Raw genomic sequence first — 17703 nt, 5'->3', positions numbered from 1 at the left:
GTCCGCGAGCAACGCGGCCGGCGGAGCGACGTCCGTCGTGGACGGCGACGGCATCGAGACGGCGCGCAGCTCCCGACCGGTCGCCCCCGGCGTACGCCTCACCTCGTACGACCGTCTGGAGTCCGACAAGTGGCTGCGGGTCGACAGCCTCTCCGTCGACCTCGACGGCAGCGGGATACGCGCCGACTACCTCTCCACGGGCAAGGTCGCGGAACGCCGTACGGTCTCCGAGCTCGCCGCCGCGCACGACCCCGGCAGTGGCCGCCGGACCGTCGCCGCGATCAACGCGGACTTCTTCGACATCAACCAGACCGGCGCGCCGCAGGGACCTGGCGTCAAGGACGGCACGATGGTCCACTCCCCGGCCCCCGGCATCAACCGCGCCGTCGGTATAGGCCCGGAGAGTGCCGGCCGTGTCCTGCAGCTGTACTTCGAGGGCACCCTCACCCTCCCGTCCGGCGGGCACCCGCTGACCGCGTACAACGCGGCGAACGTCCCGGCCGGGGGAGTGGGCGCGTACACCTCGGCGTGGGGAAGCGCCGACCGCGCGCTGACCGTCGACGCCGCGACGCCCGTCGCGGAAGCGGCGGTACGGGACGGCACAGTCGTCTCCGTGTCATCCACCCCGGGATCGGGCCCCGTCCCCGAGGACACCACGGTCCTCGTCGGCCGTGAGGAGGGCGCGGCCCTCCTGGCCGCCCTGGAACCCGGCGACCCGGTGTCCTTGGAATACCGGGCCCGCACGGACAGCGGAGCCCTGCCGCGGACCGCCGTAGGGGGCCGCGAACTCCTGGTCGTGGACGGTGTCGCGCAGAACCACGACGGCGAGGGCAACAACACCGCCGCACCCCGTACCGCCGTCGGCTTCTCCCAGGACGGCCGCACGATGCAGGTGATCACCATCGACGGCAGACAGGCCGACAGCGGAGGCGTCACCCTCACCGAACTCGCCACGATGATGCGACGCGCGGGCTCGTACAGCGCACTCAACCTCGACGGCGGCGGCTCCTCGACCCTCCTGGCACGCGAACCGGGCAGCGACGCGCTCCACGTGGAGAACAGCCCGTCCGACGGCAGCGAACGCACCGTTCCCAACGGCCTCGCCCTCACCGCCCCCGACGGCAGCGGCCGGCTCGAGGGCTTCTGGGTGGAGACCCGCACCCCGGCCGGTGCCGCGCCCGGCGACGACCCCGTGCGAGGCGGCCACCCCGAGCGGGTCTTCCCCGGCCTGACCCGCCAGCTCACCGCGGACGGATACGACGAGACCTACGGCCCCGCCGCGGGCACCCCGCACTGGAACGCCGTCGCCTCCGCGGTCGGCAAGGCCGACAGCACCGGTCTCTTCACCGCCCGCCGCAGCGGAACCACCGAAGTGATCGCCCAGCGTGGCGCCGCCCGCGGCAGCACCCAACTGACCGTGCTCGACCAGCTCGCCCGTATCCAGCCGACCACCCGGCGCGTCGGCCTCGCCGACGCGGACGCCACCGGCACCTTCGGAATCGTCGGCCTCGACGCCCACGGCACCAGCGCCCCCGTCGAGCCGCGTGATGTCGCCCTCGACTACGACCACGCGCTGTTCGACGTCCGCGACGACGGCCGGGGCGGCTTCACCGTCACCTCGCGCACCGGCAGCGGCGCGGGGCAGATCCGGGCGACGGTCGCGGGTACCACCACCGCCCTCGCCGTGAGCGTCGGCCTCACCGAACAGGCCGTCTCCTCCTTCCACGACGCCGCGTCGTGGAAGTTCAGCCAGGCCCGTGCGAGCGGTTCCCTCGCCGCGACGCCGGAGGGCCGCACCGGCACCGGGCTCGAGCTCACGTACGACTTCACCCTGTCGACGGCCACCCGCGCCGCCTACGCGGCCCCGCCCCAGCCCGTCGTCGTGCCCGGGCAGCCGCAGTCGTACACGCTGTGGATCAAGGGCGACGGCAACGGTGCCTGGCCGACGCTGCACCTCAAGGACGCAGCAGGCTCGGACCAATTGCTGCGCGGCCCGTTCATCACCTGGATCGGCTGGCGGCAGGTCACCTTCGCCGTACCGGCGGGCGCCGCGATGCCACTGAGCGTGTTCCGCTTCTATCTCGCCGAGACGGCGGCGGCCCGGCAGTACACCGGCGAGATCGTCATCGACGACCTGGCCGCCCAGGTTCCGCCCACGGTCGACCTCCCCGAACAGCCCGCCGTCGAGGACCCGTTGATCGACCCGGCAGCGGTGACCGAGCGCCGGGACTGGCAGTTCGCGGTGATGTCGGACGCCCAGTTCGTCGCCCGCGAACCGAACAGCGCGATCGTCGCCCAGGCCCGCCGCACACTGCGCGAGATCAAGGCGGCGGCACCCGACTTCCTCGTCATCAACGGAGACCTCGTCGACGAAGGGTCACCCGCCGACCTCGCCTTCGCCCGGCGGATACTCACCGAGGAGCTAGGGGACTCGCTGCCCTGGTACTACATACCCGGGAACCACGAGGTGATGGGCGGGAAGATCGACAACTTCGTCGGCGAATTCGGTCCCGCCCAGCGGACCTTCGACCACAAGGGCACCCGGCTCATCACGCTGGACACCTCCAGCCTGAGCCTGCGGGGTGGCGGCTTCGCCCAGATCAAGCACCTGCGCGAACAACTTGACGCCGCCGCGCGGGACACCGGCATCGGCTCCGTCATGCTGATCGAGCACGTCCCGCCGCGTGACCCGACCGTGCAGAAGGGCAGCCAGCTCGGGGACCGCAAGGAGGCCGCCCTCGTCGAACGGTGGCTCGCCGACTTCCGGCGTACGAGTGGCAAGGGGGCGGCCCTCATCGGCAGCCATGTCGGGGTGTTCCACGCCTCGCACGTCGACGGTGTGCCGTATCTGATCAACGGCAACGCGGGCAAGGCACCGGCAGGCCCGGCGGACGAGGGCGGCTTCACCGGCTGGTCCCTCATCGGCGCGGACCGGGTCACCCCGGAAGAACAGACCACGGCCCGCCACCGGCCGTGGCAGGGCGCTCCCGACTGGGTTTCGGCCCAGACCCGCGCCCACGTCGACGCCCTCGTACTCGACGCGCCCTCAGCGATCACCGCGGGCGACCGCGCCGAGGTCACCGCGATCGTCACCCAGGGCACGCGTGGCGTCCCGGTCGCCTTCCCGCTCAGCGCGGACTGGACGGCATCCCCGAACGTCCACATCGGCCAGGAGTCCGGGGCGCGCCCCCGCCATACAGCGGTACTCGACCCCACCACGGGCACCCTGACGGCCCTGCGCCCGGGAACGGTGGCACTCGCGGTGACGGTCAACGGCACAACAAGCCGAGCGGACATTCGCATCACCGCGGAGGAGGCCGCCTCGGCAGCGTGAAGACGGCGGCGTGCGCCCCACCCCCCACCCGCGCGGGCGCACCCCGCCGGTGGGTGCCCCGCCCCCCACCGGATCACCCCCGCGAACGGAGCGAATTACGCAACGCGCACTCCGCAAACCGCCCCTACACCTTGCGGTAGTCGTACGCCTCCGAGGCCGCCGCCTCCACCGCTGCCAGGTCACCGCCGGCCGACGCGGTGACCACGGCGGCGACAGCGCCCTCGACGAATGGTGCGTCGACCAGGCGCGCCCCTTCGGGCAGCTCGTCGCCCTCGGCGAGCATGGCCTTCACGGTGAGCACCGCGCTCCCCAGGTCCACCAGCACCGCGATTCCGGCGCCGCCGTCGACCGACCGTGCGGCCTCCGCGATCAGATCCGCGCTCGTCCCCAGGCCCCCGCCGGACGTGCCGCCGGCGGCGGCCACGGGCGCCGTGGCCCCGCCCGCCGCGAGCCCGCGCGCCAGCTCGGCGACCGACTCGGCCACCGGCCCGCTGTGCGACACCAGGACGATTCCCACCTGTTTCCGCATCCCACTCACGAGCCACTCCCGTCGTCCCCGCGCGTGGCGTCCGCCTCGGCCAGCGCCGCGACGAGCAGCGCGGACGACGTCGCTCCCGGGTCCTGATGGCCGATGCTTCGCTCACCCAGATAGCTCGCCCGCCCCTTGCGGGCCTGTAGCGGAACAGTGGCGAGCGCGCCCGCCTCGGCCGCCTCGCGCGCAGCCGCGAACGACACTGCCAGCGCGTCGACGGCGGGCAAGAGCGCGTCGAGCATCGTCTTGTCACCGGCCTGCGCGCCGCCCAGCTGGCCCACCGCAGCGACGCCCGCCCCGAACGCCTCGGCCAACTGCTCCGGCGTCACCTCGGCCGCCTCGCCCAGGGCCTTTCCCGTGCGCCGCAACAGCGTCCCGTACAGCGGCCCGGACGCCCCACCCACCGTTGAGATCAACTGCCGCCCGGCGAGCGTCAGTACGGCCCCCGGGGTCTGCGGGGGCTCCTTCTCCAGGACCGCCGACACGGCAGCGAACCCGCGCTTCAGATTGCTGCCGTGATCGGCGTCCCCGATCGCGGAGTCGAGCTCGGTGAGTCGGTCCGCCTCACGGTCGACGGCAGCCGTAGTGACGACCATCCAGCGGCGGAAGAATTCGGCGTCGAGCACATCATCTCCTTGTCCAGCAAGCGTGATCCACAGGTGGAACGGCTAGCGGCCCCATCGCAGGGCGGGCGTCTGCACCGGCGCGTCCCAGAGCCGCAGCAGTTCCTCGTCCACCTGGCAGAGCGTCACCGAGCAGCCGGCCATGTCGAGCGAGGTCACGTAGTTCCCCACGAGCGTACGAGCGACGACGACGCGCCGCTCCGTGAGGACGCGCTGCACCTCGGCATTGAACCCGTACAGCTCCAGCAGCGGCGTCGCGCCCATCCCGTTGACCAGGGCGATCACCGGACCGTTGGGCCGAAGGTCCTCAAGTACGGCGTCCACGGCGAAGTCGGCGATCTCCCCGGAGGTCATCATCGGACGCCGTTCCCGTCCCGGCTCGCCGTGAATACCGATCCCCAACTCCAGCTCTCCCGGCGGCAGATCGAAGGTCGGGCTGCCCTTGGCCGGCGTGGTCACGGCACTGAGCGCAACCCCGAAACTCCGGGACGACTCGTTCACCCGCCGGGCGACGGCGGCCACCTGCTCCAAGGGTGCACCCTCTTCGGCGAGTGCCCCGGCGATCTTCTCGACGAACAGGGTCGCCCCCGTACCCCGCCGTCCCGCCGTGAAGGAGCTGTCGACCACCGCCACGTCGTCGTCGACCAGCACCTGGGCCACCTGCACGCCCTCGTCCTCGGCGAGCTCGGCCGCCATCGTGAAGTTGAGTACGTCACCGGTGTAGTTCTTGACGACGAACAGCACTCCGGCCCCACTGTCCACCGCGACAGCGGCCCGCACCATCTGATCCGGCACGGGCGACGTGAACACCTCCCCGGCGCACGCCGCGGACAGCATCCCGGGCCCGACGAACCCGGCATGCAACGGCTCGTGCCCGGACCCCCCGCCGGAAACGAGACCCACGTGCCCGGCCACGGGCGCGTCACGCCGCACCACCAGACGGCCCTCGATATCCACGGTCAGCTCGGGATGGGCGGCGGCCATGCCGCGCAGCGCATCGGCGACGACGGTCTCGGGGACATTGATGAGCATCCTCAACGGTTCCTCCTGGATGGGTTACCAGCTAGGCCCTGGAGCAGGGTATTACCTGGTCAGTGGGGTCTGTAGGGGTTCGTGGCGCGTGGCGGTCGGTGGCTTCCTCAGGCGGTGTCCGGCGGGGCTGATGCTGACTCAATGCTGACTTTGCTGACCCTTCGCCAGAAGCACTCGACTGTCGTTGTCGGGACGACGGGCGTCGTCCAGTATCGAAGAGGCGGGACCCTATCGGGAAGCGGCGCGTCGAAGGCTGCGCACAGTCCGGCGGCACACCCGCGCCTCGGTCATGGTGGAGGAGGGGAGTCCGTCGTGACTCACGCGCGGCGGCTCGCATACTCTTCGCCAGCTGTCCTTGGCTACGATGCGGGCGCGCTGCATGCCGGACGCCGGGTCAAGACTTCGACGAGGAACTGGGTCAGCAGCTCTTGGTGTTCTTCCTCGATGCCCACCTGGTGACGGCCGAAGTAGGTTCGCAGTGCTGGGCGTCTCTGATGAGTATGGGACGGCCGTGCCGACGAGCCCGCTAGTCCAACGGCCGTACAGAGCACGGCAACAGAGTCAGTAAGCGTCCCGTGGGAGCCCTTCGGTGGGGGGATGTCCCTCACCGAACCGTGAATGGTCTTTACCTGCCAAGGTCTGGACTATGGCTTGTTCTGTTCGGTCCGCCGCACACGCCTGAAGCCCGGGAGAGGGCGTGGCCCTGTGGGTGGGCGGCCCGAGACCGGGCGGTGACACCTGTCTGGCATGCTCTGTGATCGTGCAACCTTTGAAGAGCGAAGACCCCACCCAGATTGGCTCATTCCGGCTCCTCGGCAGGCTCGGGGCCGGCGGCATGGGCCGCGTCTACCTCGCCCGTTCGGCCGGCGGACGGACCGTCGCGGTCAAGATCGTGCACGCCGAGCTCGCCGCCCAGGACCAGTTCCGGCGCCGCTTCGCGCGCGAGGTCGCCGCCCTGGAACAGGTCGGCGGCGTCGGCACCGCGCCCGTACTCGACGCGGACAGCGACGCCGAGTCCCCCTGGGTGGCCATCGGGTACGTCGCCGGGCCCGCCCTGCGGACGGTGGTGGCCGAGGAGTACGGGCCGCTGCCCCCGGCGTCCGTACAGTCCCTGGCCGTCGGGCTCGCCCAGGCCCTGGCGCACATCCATGCCGCCGGGCTGGTCCACCGGGACCTCAAGCCGTCGAACATCCTGCTCACCGTGGACGGCCCCCGCGTCATCGACTTCGGCATAGCCCGGGCCGTCGACACCGTCACCGACGGCGGGCTGACCAGCACCGGCGCGGTCGTCGGATCCCCCGGCTTCATGTCGCCCGAACAGGTGCGCAGCGAGCGTCTGACGGCCGCGTCGGACATCTTCTGCCTCGGCTCAGTCCTGGCCTACGCGGCGACCGGCCGCTCCCCGTTCGGGTCGGCCGACAGCGGCGTCCACGCCACGATGTTCCGCATCGCTCACGAGAAGCCGGACCTCTCAGGGCTGCCCGCCGAGCTCGACGACCTGGTACGCGCCTGCCTCGCCAAGGACCCGGCCACCCGCCCCACCGCCGCCGAACTGGTCGCCCTGGTCCCGGCCACCGACCCGTGGCTGCCCGCCGGGCTCCTCGTCCAGCTCGGCCGCCATGCCGCCGGGCTCCTCGACGCGGACGGCGACCCGACCCCCGTACCGCCCGTGTCCCGTCCCCGAAGAAGGACCCGCCCCCGGGCTCTCGTCGCCGTCAGCACGACCGCCGCCCTCGCGGCCGGCGCCGCGCTCACCGTCATGTACTGGCCGGGGTGGAACGGCTCCGAGCGTACGGCGTCCGCGCAGCCCGGGAACGCCGTCCCGGCGACCTTCCTCGGCGCCTGGGAAGGCGTCCTGAAGGGCACTCAGGAAGCCCCGTACGAGACCGCCCGGATCGAGATCGCCCAGGGGAAGCCCGGGGACAAGACCGCCGTCTACGTCCAGGTCCTCGGCAAGCAGATGTGCATGGGGCGTTCCACGCTCATCTCGGCGGACGACGACAGGATCGTGTTCGGCGAGAGCGATGTGACGACGAGCGTGCCCGTAAAGCAGTGCACACCGGCCGCCCACCAGACGCTCACCGTGCGCTCCCCGGAGGTTCTGCAGTGGACGTCGGGCGCGGCGAGCGCCACGTTCCGCAAGGTGAAGGCGGGCCCCGACCTGCTGCCCGCGAAGTTCGTCGGCTACTGGAAGCAGCCGACGAACCCCGAGCTCCCCGCCGATGAGCAGGACCTGTACTCCGGCGAGGTGACCATCACCCAGGGCCCGATCGGCGCACCTCTCGTACGGTTCGAGAACACGTTCCCGAACACCTACGACGAGACGGGGGCGCCGACCGGCGGCTCCATGCACTGCGCGTACACCGCCCTGCTCGGCGGCACGGGCAACCTGCTGATCGTCGGCCCGTCCACGCCCGACCCGGCGGCCTCGGACGCGGACTGCGTGATGACGTCGGGCTCGTCGCAGAGCCTGCGCATCGACCGCTTCGACGGCAAGGACCGGCTGCTGGTGTACGACATGAGCGCGGACGGGGAGCCCGGCGAGTACTACAAGGAGTAGTACTCCGCCTGGCTCCACGTCCGGGAAACCGCTCCTCCCACAGGAACGAGTTGATTCGAACCAGCCGCAGCGGCGGTCGCGGCGCACGGCATCGGTGAGGTTCTGCTCGTACAGCGGGATCGCCCGGCCCAGGTCCCTCGCCGCCCGGTAGGCGCTGGCGAGGTTGTTGCGGGAGGTCAGAGTGTCGGGGGTGCTCTTCGCCGAGCACCCCTTCAGTGTCGGTGTAAGTCTGTTCGAACAGCGGGATTGCCTCGCTCAACCGCCCCGCCGACTCGTAGGCGCTGGCGAGGTTGCCCCGGGAGGTCAGGTTGTCGGGGTGGTCCTCGCCCAGCACCCGCACGCGGTCGGCGAGGGCGCGTTCGAGGTAGTCGATCGCGCGGGCGAAGAGCGGCTGCTGCTCGCGACCGCGACGGCCCATCCGGCAGAGATCAAAGACATGCGGTGGCTGCATGCCGAGGACTTCGCGCTGCCCCTGCACGCCGCCCTCTGGCAGTGCCTGTCCACCCTGGTCCAGCGCGGGGACCCCGTCGATCCGGTCACCGTGCTCTGGGAAGCCCAGCACCACGGCCTCCTCGCCGACGGCATCGCCCCCGGCGACGTGATGCCCCTCATCTCCGGACCCGTCGGCTCAGCCGAGCACTGGGGGGAGAAGGTCCTGCAGCGCGGCCTGCTCGCCCGTGCCCACACCGTCGCCACCCGCATCACCGCCTACACCGACGACCCGGCCAACACGACCCACCAGCTGATCACGGCAGAGCCTATTACTGCTCGCGTTGTTGTTCTTCAGAGCCGAGATCAGGTTTTCGCCTCAGAACACCGACAGACCCGTCAGTGTCGTGAACCGGTCCAGCGCCCCGACCCCCGCAACAGAGTTGCCGCGCTCGTCCAGGCCCGGGCTCCATACGCACAGCGTGCAGTGGCCGGGGACGACGGCGATGATGCCGCCGCCGACGCCGCTCTTGCCGGGCAGGCCCACGCGGTAGGCGAAGTCGCCCGCCGCGTCGTACGTGCCGCAGGTGAGCATGATCGCGTTGACCTGTTTGGCCTGGCTGCGGTTGAGCAGGCGGGTGCCGTCGGCGCGGATGCCGTGGCGGGCGAGGAATCCGGTGGCGAGGGCGAGGTCGGCGCAGGAGGCCTCGATGGAGCACTGGCGGAAGTACTGGTCGAGGAGGACCGGGACCGGGTTGCCGATGTTCCCGTACGACGCCATGAAGTGGCCGAGCGCGGCGTTGCGGTTGCCGTGGGCGGACTCGGAGTCGGCGACGTCCTCGTTGATGGCGAGCTGCTCGTTGCCGCTCTCCGCGCGCAGGAAGTCGAGGAGGGTGCCCGCCGCGTCGCCGGTCTGGGTCTGGAGGCGGTCGGTGACGACGAGTGCGCCCGCGTTGATGAAGGGATTGCGCGGGATGCCGTTCTCGTACTCCAGCTGCACCAGCGAGTTGAAGGGGTTGCCGGAGGGCTCGCGGCCGACGTGCTCCCACAGCGCGTCGCCCTCGCGCGCCAGGTTGAGCGCGAGGGTGAAGACCTTGGTGATGGACTGCGTCGAGAACGGCTGCCGCCAGTCCCCCACCCCGTACACCGTGCCGTCCAGCTCAGCGACGGCCATGCCGAACCGGCCCGGGTCGCAGGCGGCGAGCGCCGGAATGTAACCGGCGGGCCGGCCACGCCCCGGCGTCTGCCCGATCTCGGCGGCGATGCGGTCCAGGACTGGCTGATAGGTCAGGGGCGAGCTCATGAGCACCATTCTGTCGCTGGTTCGGGCGCGGGACTGTGACATGTGCGGCAACGCCGCGTGGGCGCGACAAGGCCCCACCCGCCCGCGCCCTCCCACTCAGCCGGCCTGCGTCCCCGCCAAAACCTCCGGACGGAGCAACGCGGCCAGCCTGTCGGCCGGCAACAGCCCCTTCTCCAGGACGAGTTCGGCCACACCGCGCCCGGAGGCGAGCGCCTCCTTGGCGATGGAGGTGGCCGCCTCGTACCCGATGTGCGGGTTGAGCGCGGTCACCAGGCCGATGGAGTTCTCGACCGCGGCGCGCAGCTCGTCCGTGTTGGCCGTGATCCCCGTGACACACCGCTCGGCCAGCGTCAGGCACGCGGCCCGCAGATGCGTGATGCTCTCGGAGAGGGAGTGGAGGATGATCGGCTCGAAGGCATTCAGCTGGAGCTGACCGGCCTCCGCCGCCATGGTTATCGTGACGTCGTTGCCGATCACCTCGAAGGCGACCTGGTTGACGACCTCGGGGATCACCGGGTTCACCTTGCCGGGCATGATGCTCGAACCGGCCTGCACCGGCGGCAGGTTGATCTCGTTCAGACCCGCCCGCGGCCCGGACGAAAGGAGCCGGAGGTCGTTGCAGCTCTTGGAGAGCTTCACCGCGATCCGCTTCAGCACCCCGGACATCTGGACGAAGGCCCCGCAGTCCTGCGTCGCCTCGACGAGGTTGGCGGCGGTGACGAGCGGCAGCCCGGTGATGTCCGCGAGGTGCCGACGCGCGGACTCGGCGTACCCGGCGGGCGCGTTGAGCCCGGTTCCGATCGCCGTCGCGCCCAGGTTGATCTCGTGGATCAGCGCGACCGCCTCGGCGAGCCGGCTGCGGTCCTCGTCCAGCATCACCGCGAACGCCGAGAACTCCTGCCCGAGCGTCATCGGCACGGCGTCCTGCAGCTGCGTACGGCCCATCTTCAGTACGTCGCGGAACTCGACGGCCTTGCCCGCGAAGGCGTCCTGCAGCACGGCCATCGCCTTGAGCAGCTCGTGAACCGCGAAGACCGTGGCGATCTTGACGGCCGTCGGGTAGACGTCGTTGGTGGACTGCCCGAGGTTGACGTCCTCGTTCGGGTGCAGGAACGCGTACTCGCCCTTGGCGTGGCCGAGCAGCTCCAACGCCCGGTTCGCGACGACCTCGTTGGCGTTCATGTTGGTCGAGGTCCCGGCCCCGCCCTGGATGACGTCCACGACGAACTGGTCGTGCAGCTTCCCCTCCCGGATCTCCCGACAGGCCTCGACGATGGCTGCCGCCTTGCGAGGCTCAAGGAGGCCGAGCTCCTCGTTGGCGCGGGCGGCGGCCTCCTTGACGGCGGCGAGCGCCTCGATCAGATGCGGGTACGCGGAGATCGCTGTCCCCGTGATGGGGAAGTTCTCCGTGGCACGCAGGGAGTGGACACCCCAGTACGCCTCGGCGGGGATGTCACGGTGGCCGAGCAGGTCGTGCTCGCTGCGGACGGTCATAGCGGTGTGGAGCTTCCTTCTGGAGTGGGTGGAGGCGGGCGTAGGAATCGGGGTGCGGCGAGTCAGGCGTACGTGCCGCCGGACACCGCAGCGGCCGTGAGTGGCTCGAGCGCCCGCGCCGGCCGGATTCTCCCGACCACCGCCTCGCCCCCGAGCAGCCGCGCACCGGCGAACTCGGCGAGCGCGGCCGGGTCGACGCCGCAGTGCGCGAGCGCCGCCGCGGTCACCGGCACGCGCGCCCGGTCCGCCCCGTCCGCGATCTTCACGGCGACGGTCCGGCCGTCCGGGAGCGCCGCGACCTGCACCCCTTCGAAACCGTCCTTGGAGAGCAGCCCCGGCACGGCCCGCATCAGCGCGGCGACATCACGGCCGGAGCCCGACGCCATCTCGGCGTGCTCGCGCATCGCCTCGGCCACCCGCGCCTCGGGGCTGCCGGGCGGAGCCGTCGCGATCCGGGCGGCGGCGCGCGCGAGGCCGTGCAGGGAGACGGAGAACAGCGGAGCGCCGCAGCCGTCGACCGTCACCCGTGCGACGGCCTGCCCGGTGAGGTCCTCGACGGTCTCCGCGATCGCCCGCTGCAGCGGATGCGCCGGGTCGAGATAGTCGTCGAGCGACCAGCCGGCAAGCCGAGCCGTGCAGAGCATCGCCGCGTGCTTGCCCGAGCAGTTCTGCGCGAGCCTCGACGGTAGCCGCCCCGCGCGGATCCAGTCCTCGCGGACGACCGGGTCGAAGGGCAGGTCCTTGACGTTGCGCAGATCGTCCTCGGCGAGACCGGCGAGCTCCAGGATCCGCCGGGTCCCGGCGAGATGCCGTTCCTCGCCGGAGTGGCTGGCCGCGGTCAGCGCGAGCAGATCGCCGTCGAGCGGCAGCCCCGCCCGCAGCAGCGCCACGGCCTGCACGGGCTTGAGCGCCGAACGAGGGTAGAAGGCCACCTCGATGTCACCGATCTGCAGCTCCACCCGCCCGTCCGCGCCGAGCACGACGACGGAGCCGTAGTGGATACCCTCGATGACACCGCCGCGTACGAGCTGGGCGACGGGCACGTGCAGCGGTTCCCGGACACAGGGCGCCTCGGCGACCGAACGGCCGGACGCAGAAGGTGTGTTGAGCTCCCTCACGCGCCCGCCCCGGACTTCCGTACGGCCGCCACGCGGCCCCGTACGCCGTACCACCCCGCCACCAGCGCCGCCGCGATCAGCGGCAGACACAGCACCGTCGTGCGCCCGGCGCCCCCGTCGGCGTACATCAGGAAGAGAACAGAGCCGAGGAAGAAGAGCGTGACGAGCTCGGTCCAGGGCGAACCGGGCAGTCGGTAGCTCGGCCGCTCCAGTTCGCCGTCCTCCGTCTTCCGCCAGAACTGCAGATGACAGATCATGATCATGCCCCAGGTGGCGAGGATGCCGATCGCCGCGAAGTTCAGCACGATCTCGAACGCGTCCGCGGGGACCACGAAGTTGAGCCCGACGCCCAGGACGCAGATACCGCTGGTGAGCAGGATTCCGCCGTACGGGACCTGGCTGCGGCTCATGACTCCGGTGAACCGCGGTGCGGAGCCGGACATGGCCATCGAGCGCAGGATGCGGCCGGTGGAGTAAAGGCCGGAGTTCAGCGACGACATGGCCGCGGTGAGGACGACGAGGTTCATCACGCCTCCGGCCGCCGGAATACCGAGGTTGGAGAGCACGGTGACGAACGGACTCTCACCGGAGGTGTACTTGTTCCACGGCAGCAGCATCGAGAGCAGCACCACGGAGCCGACGTAGAAGAGACCGACGCGCCACATGATGGAGTTGATGGCCTTCGGCAGGATCTTCTCGGGGTTCTTGGTCTCACCCGCCGCGACACCGACCAACTCGACGGACGCGTAGGCGAAGACGACGCCCTGGACGATCAGCAGCATCGGCAGCAGGCCGTTGGGGAAGATGCCGCCGTTGTCGGTGATGAGGGACGGGCCGGGGGTATGCCCGTCCACGGGGTGCTGGGTGACCAGCAGGAAGATCCCGATCAGCATGAAGATCACCAGCGCGCTGACCTTGACGATCGCGAACCAGAACTCCAGCTCCCCGAAGAACTTCACGGAGATGAGGTTCACGGTGAGCACGACGGCGAGCGCGATGAGGGCGATCACCCACTGCGGGATGTCCGAGAACATCCCCCAGTAGTGGGTGTAGGTGGCGACCGCGGTGATGTCGGCGATTCCGGTGGTCGCCCAGTTCAGGAAGTACATCCAGCCCGCCGTGTAGGCGCCCTTCTCGCCGAGGAACTCCCGGGCGTACGACACGAAGGCGCCGGACGACGGCCGGTACAGGACGAGTTCGCCGAGGGCCCGCACGACCAGGAAGGCGAAAAGGCCGCAGACGGCGTACGCGATGAACAGCGAGGGACCGGCGTCGGCGAGGCGGCCGCCTGCGCCGAGGAAGAGCCCTGTACCGATGGCTCCGCCGATGGCGATCATGTTGACGTGCCGGGACTTCAGGGACTTGCTGTACCCGGCGTCTCCGGCGTCGACGTGACCGCCGTGTGTCCGTGTCTGCCCGTCCTGCCCTGCCTGCTCTTCGAGGGACTGCTCGCTCACGCCTGGGGTCCGCCTTCTGTGGTGGCGTCGGTGCGCTTGGGGCGCACGATCGCGGTGAGTGTCGTCTCGACGCGGTCGAGGTGGTGCGCCATGGCCTCGGTCGCGTCGTGTTCACTGCCGTCGACGAGGGCTTCGACGATGGCGCGGTGCTCTCGGTTGGACTGCTCGCGGCGGCCGCCGAGTTCGTTGAGGAACGCCGACTGGCGGGCCAGCGCGTCCCGGATCTCCTCGATCACACGACGGAAGACCGGGTTCTGGGCGGCCTGCGCGACGGCGAGATGGAAGAGCGTGTCCATGGCCACCCACGCGGTGGTGTCGGTCTCCCGCTCCATCCGCTCCATGAGGTGGGCGAGGTGGTCGAGGTCCTCGGGCGTACGGCGCGCTGCCGCGTAGCCCGCCACGGGGATCTCGACGTGCCGCCGGACCTCCAGGAGGTCACTGGCCGCGTAGTCGCCGAAGGTGGGGTCCTCGTCGGGCCCGTTCGACACGACGAAGGTGCCCTTGCCGGTACGGGAGACGGTAAGTCCCATCGTCTGCAGGGCCCGCAAGGCCTCCCGCAGCACGGGCCTGCTGACCTCCAGGCGACGGCAGAGCTCCGCCTCGGAGGGCAGTTTGTCTCCCACGGCGTAGTCGCCACGCTCAATAGCACTGCGCAGATGACCGAGCACCGCTTCCATGGCGCTGACGCGCCGCGGCACCGAGCCACCTGTCTGGCTGTCTGACAGGTTCATGGAGGTGATCCTGAGGGGAAACGGGAAGTGCTGTCAAGGGTGGGCTCGCGGGCTGAGACCGGCTCGCCGCCGCCCCTGGCGGTCTTGCTGGTCGGTGCGGTTGCGGGCCTGGAGTTCGTGCAGGTGGCGGGGGAGGAAGTTCACGGTGCGGGCTGAGGTGCTTCGTGTGCAGGCGGGCCGTCGGGGCATGGGTCGCACTGGCGTGGGTGGAAGCGGGCGACCGTGTAGGGGGCCATGGCAGGCGGCTCGAGCCAGGTCCGGCTGGTCTGGCCGTTGGGGCAGGTGACCTGACGGCGGTCGAAGTCGATGGTGAAGTCGTCCCGGGTGAAGCCGATCTGTTCCTTGTTCTGCCATGCTCCGCCGGTCTTAACGGGACCGATGAGCCGGATCTGGTGGTCGCGTGCGGAGCGGTCGAGTAGCGCGGCGGAGACGTAGCCGGGTGTGGATGCCGGGCAGGGCTTGGGTGTCCCTGGTCGGGCTGGTGGTGGCGATGTCAGTGATCAGGTTGACCGAGGCGTTGGCGTCGCAGGTCTCCGTGACATGGACCAGGTATCCGCTCCAGCGGGTGTTGCCCCGGATGGCCCGGCGGGTTTCGCAGTCGTAGGGCGAGACGATCCGGAGGGCCCCTTTGGGCTGTCCGTCATTCTCGGTCGTCGACGCCCGCGGCGTCCTGCGCCCCACGAGAACTGGCGGCATGTCACTGCTCTACGCGTACGTCAGGACGGGATCGACGGCGACCGAAGTCGTGCAGTTCACGCAACCGTACGAACCTGCGGCCATGCTGTTGGCCCCGTCCCTGAGCACGGTCAAGCAGTGTTTCACCATTGTCTATGAGGCTGTGGGCACGCCTTCGGTATCCGCGAACGTGACGCCACACGGCAAGGACCTGTCCTGCGTCCGTGTAGCCGATGAGCTCAACGAAGCGGGCCCGTATCTCGCGTAGGCGCGCCGAGCGCGTGATGCGTTGCCAATGCGTAAGTCGCTGAACGGTCGGCGGGTAGCCACAATCGGTGTTCTCGCCGCAGGTCACCGACCCGGCCCGAACTGGGAGTCCAAAAAGGCTTGATCTCTGGCCAGGCGGCCGGACCCACGTTTCGGGCGCCAAACCTCTACCTGTCCGAACCCGGCCCGCAGGCCGCCGCTAACGGCGTCCATGGCGGACCGGGTGCTTTTCGAGGGAGAGCCTCAAAGTCCACGCGGCCGGAAGGGAGCCAACGCGACCGGTCGGCGTGAATCCCTCCAAGCTGGCTGGCGACGATCCCCGGGGGACTGCCCGTAGTAAGTGCCGTCGCGCCTACCTCCAGTGGTTTCGGTGCAGGCGAAGGGTGCACCCGGCCCGTACCGCCCTGGGATGCCTTCAAATCCGACGGTCAGAGCTTGTCGGCGCTCCGCGGGTGTGCCGTGAGATTCAGGGTGTCCGGCGGATCAGGGTCGGACAGGCCCTAGTTGACCGCGGGGCCGGAATCGTTCAGCCAGACCCAGTCGGACCAGGTGGCGAACCCGGTCTGCCACCTGTGATAGACGCCGGCGTGGCTGGTACCGAACACTTCGATGCGACCGTCGGCGTTGAGGAAGGCGTTGGTCGCGTGGGCCGGGTTCAGACGCTCCTCCCGGGTACCCCACCAGTCCTGCTGCTGGAACAGCCCGAGGCTGGTGTAGTCGACGGCCTGGGAGTAGTTGTTCATACTGCTCTCCACGATGATCGTGGAGATGGCGATCGCTGCGGCTCTCTGGTTGAGTCCCCGGTTCTTCACCGCCTGAGTGACCATCCGCGCGCAGGACACCTTGTAAGCGTTCATGTAGCCGGCCATCTTGGCGTGCAGCTGCGGGTTGAGCTGGTCGGCCATGATGCCGTCGGTGGCCGATGGGCCGGCCGGATCACAAGGCTCGGTCGGAATGGCCAACCCCTGTGGGCCACTGAAGTACCGGGAGACGCCGGACCGGTCATTGCCCGGGCCCGGAACAGGCACGTGTTCGGCGACGGCAACCGAGGCGGTCATCCCGATGACCAACGCCCAGATGCCGGCCACGACGGCCAGTCTGGTGAACACGCGGCATAAGACATTGATTGCCATGAATGGCAGAATTGATCTGCCCAACCATGATCTGAAAGTTGTCACCAGAACCTCTCCGGTCGTCGGCGGCCGACAGTAGGGTGCGCCGATGAAATACCGATGGAATCGGCGCGCCAGCTCGAACTCCTCGCCGACGTCCTGGCCTGAGCGACAAGGCGGCCTGGGGGCATCGATCCGGCTGACGGCGGAACCGCACTGTCGGTCGGGCCCCGCATCGAAAGGCAGACGCGCAGGCCAACTACATGGGGAGGATTGAATGCGAGCAAGAAGGATCGCGGCCGCGTTGGCCGGACTTCTGCTGACAGCCGGGCTTTCAGTGGCACAGGGGTCCACAGCGCAAGCAGCAGCTTCGTGCGAGGGCACCTACACGATCGTTGTCGGCGGTACGGGCAGCTCGTGGAACAACGACGGCTTCTACGGCAACATCCAGCAGCACGTCGGGTACCCCACCCAGATTCCCAACGGTACGAGCGCCCGGGCAGGTGTCAATGAGCTGAACCGGCTGGTCCGCGACCAACGTGCCGCGTGCCCGGGCCAGCACGTCAAGATGGGCGGGTACTCCTTGGGCGCCGCGGTGGTGCACATCTGGGTCACCGAGAACTGGCAGACGTTCGGCAACGTCAACGCCATTCTCATCGCGGACCCCAAGCGCCAGGGCCCTCCCGGTGCCAACGGCGGATCCGTGCCGTTCGGCGGTGTCGTCGGCGCTCCGCTCGCCGGCGCCGACAGGTTCTTCGGCAACGTGCCGGTCAAGACGATCTGCCACTGGGACTACGTCTGTGACGAGTCCGCCGGGATTTGGACCTACCCGAGCAACCACGTCAATAACTACCCCGCAGACTTCAACATGGATCACCACAACGACAGTGCCAGCGAGCAGTGGTACAACGGCGCCTGGTATCCCTGGTAATCACGGATATCTCGTCGGCTGGGTGCGTAGCCGGGCCCTTGTCGGCGGCTGCGGTCTGCACCTGGGCCGCAAACCGACGATCCGGTACGCCGAGTAGCGTGTTCC

13 protein-coding genes and 2 pseudogenes are annotated in these 17703 nt (G+C 69.9%); 5 read left to right on the top strand and 10 right to left on the bottom strand.

From position 1 onward, the window contains the following. Positions 1-3334 (top strand): phosphodiester glycosidase family protein (locus tag ACFT7S_RS20010; RefSeq protein ID WP_382733569.1); only part of this gene is annotated, 3334 nt, incomplete at its 5' end. A gap of 124 nt (positions 3335-3458) precedes the next feature. Here ACFT7S_RS20010 and ACFT7S_RS20005 read toward each other — a convergent pair. Genes ACFT7S_RS20005 through dhaK form a run of 3 tightly spaced genes read right to left on the bottom strand, consistent with a single transcriptional unit; the run spans position 3459 to position 5521 of the window. Continuing rightward, positions 3459-3863, bottom strand: coding sequence for a PTS-dependent dihydroxyacetone kinase phosphotransferase subunit DhaM (locus ACFT7S_RS20005; protein WP_382733580.1), 405 nt, complete (start codon positions 3861-3863; stop codon positions 3459-3461). Positions 3864-3868: 5 nt separating this feature from the next. After that, complete coding sequence (gene dhaL, locus ACFT7S_RS20000) at positions 3869-4492, bottom strand: dihydroxyacetone kinase subunit DhaL (RefSeq protein ID WP_382733566.1); 624 nt, start codon at positions 4490-4492, stop codon at positions 3869-3871. Between the two features lie 42 nt (positions 4493-4534). After that, positions 4535-5521 (bottom strand): dihydroxyacetone kinase subunit DhaK, encoded by a 987-nt coding sequence (dhaK, locus tag ACFT7S_RS19995; protein ID WP_382733564.1) that lies wholly within the window; start codon positions 5519-5521, stop codon positions 4535-4537. A gap of 760 nt (positions 5522-6281) precedes the next feature. Here dhaK and ACFT7S_RS19990 point away from each other — a divergent pair. Then, entirely contained in the window at positions 6282-8081 is a 1800-nt protein-coding gene (locus ACFT7S_RS19990) for a serine/threonine-protein kinase (protein WP_382733561.1), read from the top strand. Positions 8082-8325: 244 nt separating this feature from the next. Here ACFT7S_RS19990 and ACFT7S_RS19985 read toward each other — a convergent pair. Further along, positions 8326-8499, bottom strand: a pseudogene (locus ACFT7S_RS19985) (tetratricopeptide repeat protein); the annotation flags it as partial. 18 nt (positions 8500-8517) lie between these two features. Here ACFT7S_RS19985 and ACFT7S_RS19980 point away from each other — a divergent pair. Further along, positions 8518-8601 (top strand): annotated as a pseudogene (locus ACFT7S_RS19980) (hypothetical protein); the annotation flags it as partial. Positions 8602-8889: 288 nt separating this feature from the next. Here ACFT7S_RS19980 and ACFT7S_RS19975 read toward each other — a convergent pair. The 5 genes from ACFT7S_RS19975 to ACFT7S_RS19955 all read right to left on the bottom strand — a co-directional run bounded on the left by ACFT7S_RS19975 (position 8890) and on the right by ACFT7S_RS19955 (position 14613). Beyond that, complete coding sequence (locus tag ACFT7S_RS19975; protein ID WP_382733558.1) at positions 8890-9822, bottom strand: glutaminase; 933 nt, start codon at positions 9820-9822, stop codon at positions 8890-8892. A gap of 87 nt (positions 9823-9909) precedes the next feature. Next, the gene (gene aspA, locus ACFT7S_RS19970; RefSeq protein ID WP_382733556.1) at positions 9910-11307 is read right to left on the bottom strand and encodes an aspartate ammonia-lyase; all 1398 of its coding nucleotides are present in this window, start codon (positions 11305-11307) and stop codon (positions 9910-9912) included. A 62-nt stretch (positions 11308-11369) separates the two neighbouring features. Beyond that, a complete protein-coding gene (locus ACFT7S_RS19965) occupies positions 11370-12425 on the bottom strand; it encodes an asparaginase (RefSeq protein ID WP_382733553.1) in 1056 nt (351 codons plus the stop codon). Then, positions 12422-13882 (bottom strand): amino acid permease, encoded by a 1461-nt coding sequence (locus ACFT7S_RS19960; protein ID WP_382733550.1) that lies wholly within the window; start codon positions 13880-13882, stop codon positions 12422-12424. The genes ACFT7S_RS19965 and ACFT7S_RS19960 overlap by 4 nt, the downstream gene beginning before the upstream one ends. Further along, positions 13879-14613: a FadR/GntR family transcriptional regulator gene (locus ACFT7S_RS19955; RefSeq protein WP_382733548.1), complete on the bottom strand. Its 735-nt coding sequence runs from the start codon at positions 14611-14613 to the stop codon at positions 13879-13881. Before ACFT7S_RS19955 ends, ACFT7S_RS19960 begins: the two co-directional genes overlap by 4 nt. 694 nt (positions 14614-15307) lie before the next feature. On the opposite strand from ACFT7S_RS19955, the gene ACFT7S_RS19950 reads away from it, so the two are divergent. Further along, a complete protein-coding gene (locus ACFT7S_RS19950) occupies positions 15308-15556 on the top strand; it encodes a hypothetical protein (protein WP_382733545.1) in 249 nt (82 codons plus the stop codon). A 499-nt stretch (positions 15557-16055) separates the two neighbouring features. Here ACFT7S_RS19950 and ACFT7S_RS19945 read toward each other — a convergent pair whose 3' ends face one another. Further along, positions 16056-16688, bottom strand: coding sequence for a hypothetical protein (locus tag ACFT7S_RS19945; RefSeq protein WP_382733543.1), 633 nt, complete (start codon positions 16686-16688; stop codon positions 16056-16058). A 256-nt stretch (positions 16689-16944) separates the two neighbouring features. On the opposite strand from ACFT7S_RS19945, the gene ACFT7S_RS19940 reads away from it, so the two are divergent. Further along, positions 16945-17598 carry a cutinase family protein gene (locus ACFT7S_RS19940; protein ID WP_382733540.1) on the top strand — a complete coding sequence of 218 codons (654 nt, stop codon included), beginning with the start codon at positions 16945-16947 and terminating at the stop codon, positions 17596-17598. The last annotated feature ends 105 nt before the right edge of the window (positions 17599-17703 follow it).

Source organism: Streptomyces sp. NPDC057136 (assembly GCF_042670885.1).
In the GTDB taxonomy this organism is placed as follows: Bacteria; Actinomycetota; Actinomycetes; order Streptomycetales; family Streptomycetaceae; genus Streptomyces.
This window is presented reverse-complemented; position numbering and strand designations above follow the sequence as displayed.

Excerpts from the sequence above, each read along its gene's own strand:
- ACFT7S_RS20005 (WP_382733580.1), bottom strand. The coding sequence starts at position 3,863 with ATGCGGAAACAGGTGGGAATCGTCCTGGTGTCGCACAGCGGGCCGGTG.
- dhaK (WP_382733564.1), bottom strand. The coding sequence starts at position 5,521 with ATGCTCATCAATGTCCCCGAGACCGTCGTCGCCGATGCGCTGCGCGGC.
- ACFT7S_RS19975 (WP_382733558.1), bottom strand. The coding sequence starts at position 9,822 with ATGGTGCTCATGAGCTCGCCCCTGACCTATCAGCCAGTCCTGGACCGC.
- aspA (WP_382733556.1), bottom strand. The coding sequence starts at position 11,307 with ATGACCGTCCGCAGCGAGCACGACCTGCTCGGCCACCGTGACATCCCC.
- ACFT7S_RS19955 (WP_382733548.1), bottom strand. The coding sequence starts at position 14,613 with ATGAACCTGTCAGACAGCCAGACAGGTGGCTCGGTGCCGCGGCGCGTC.
- ACFT7S_RS19950 (WP_382733545.1), top strand. The coding sequence starts at position 15,308 with ATGTCACTGCTCTACGCGTACGTCAGGACGGGATCGACGGCGACCGAA.
- ACFT7S_RS19945 (WP_382733543.1), bottom strand. The coding sequence starts at position 16,688 with ATGGCAATCAATGTCTTATGCCGCGTGTTCACCAGACTGGCCGTCGTG.
- ACFT7S_RS19940 (WP_382733540.1), top strand. The coding sequence starts at position 16,945 with ATGCGAGCAAGAAGGATCGCGGCCGCGTTGGCCGGACTTCTGCTGACA.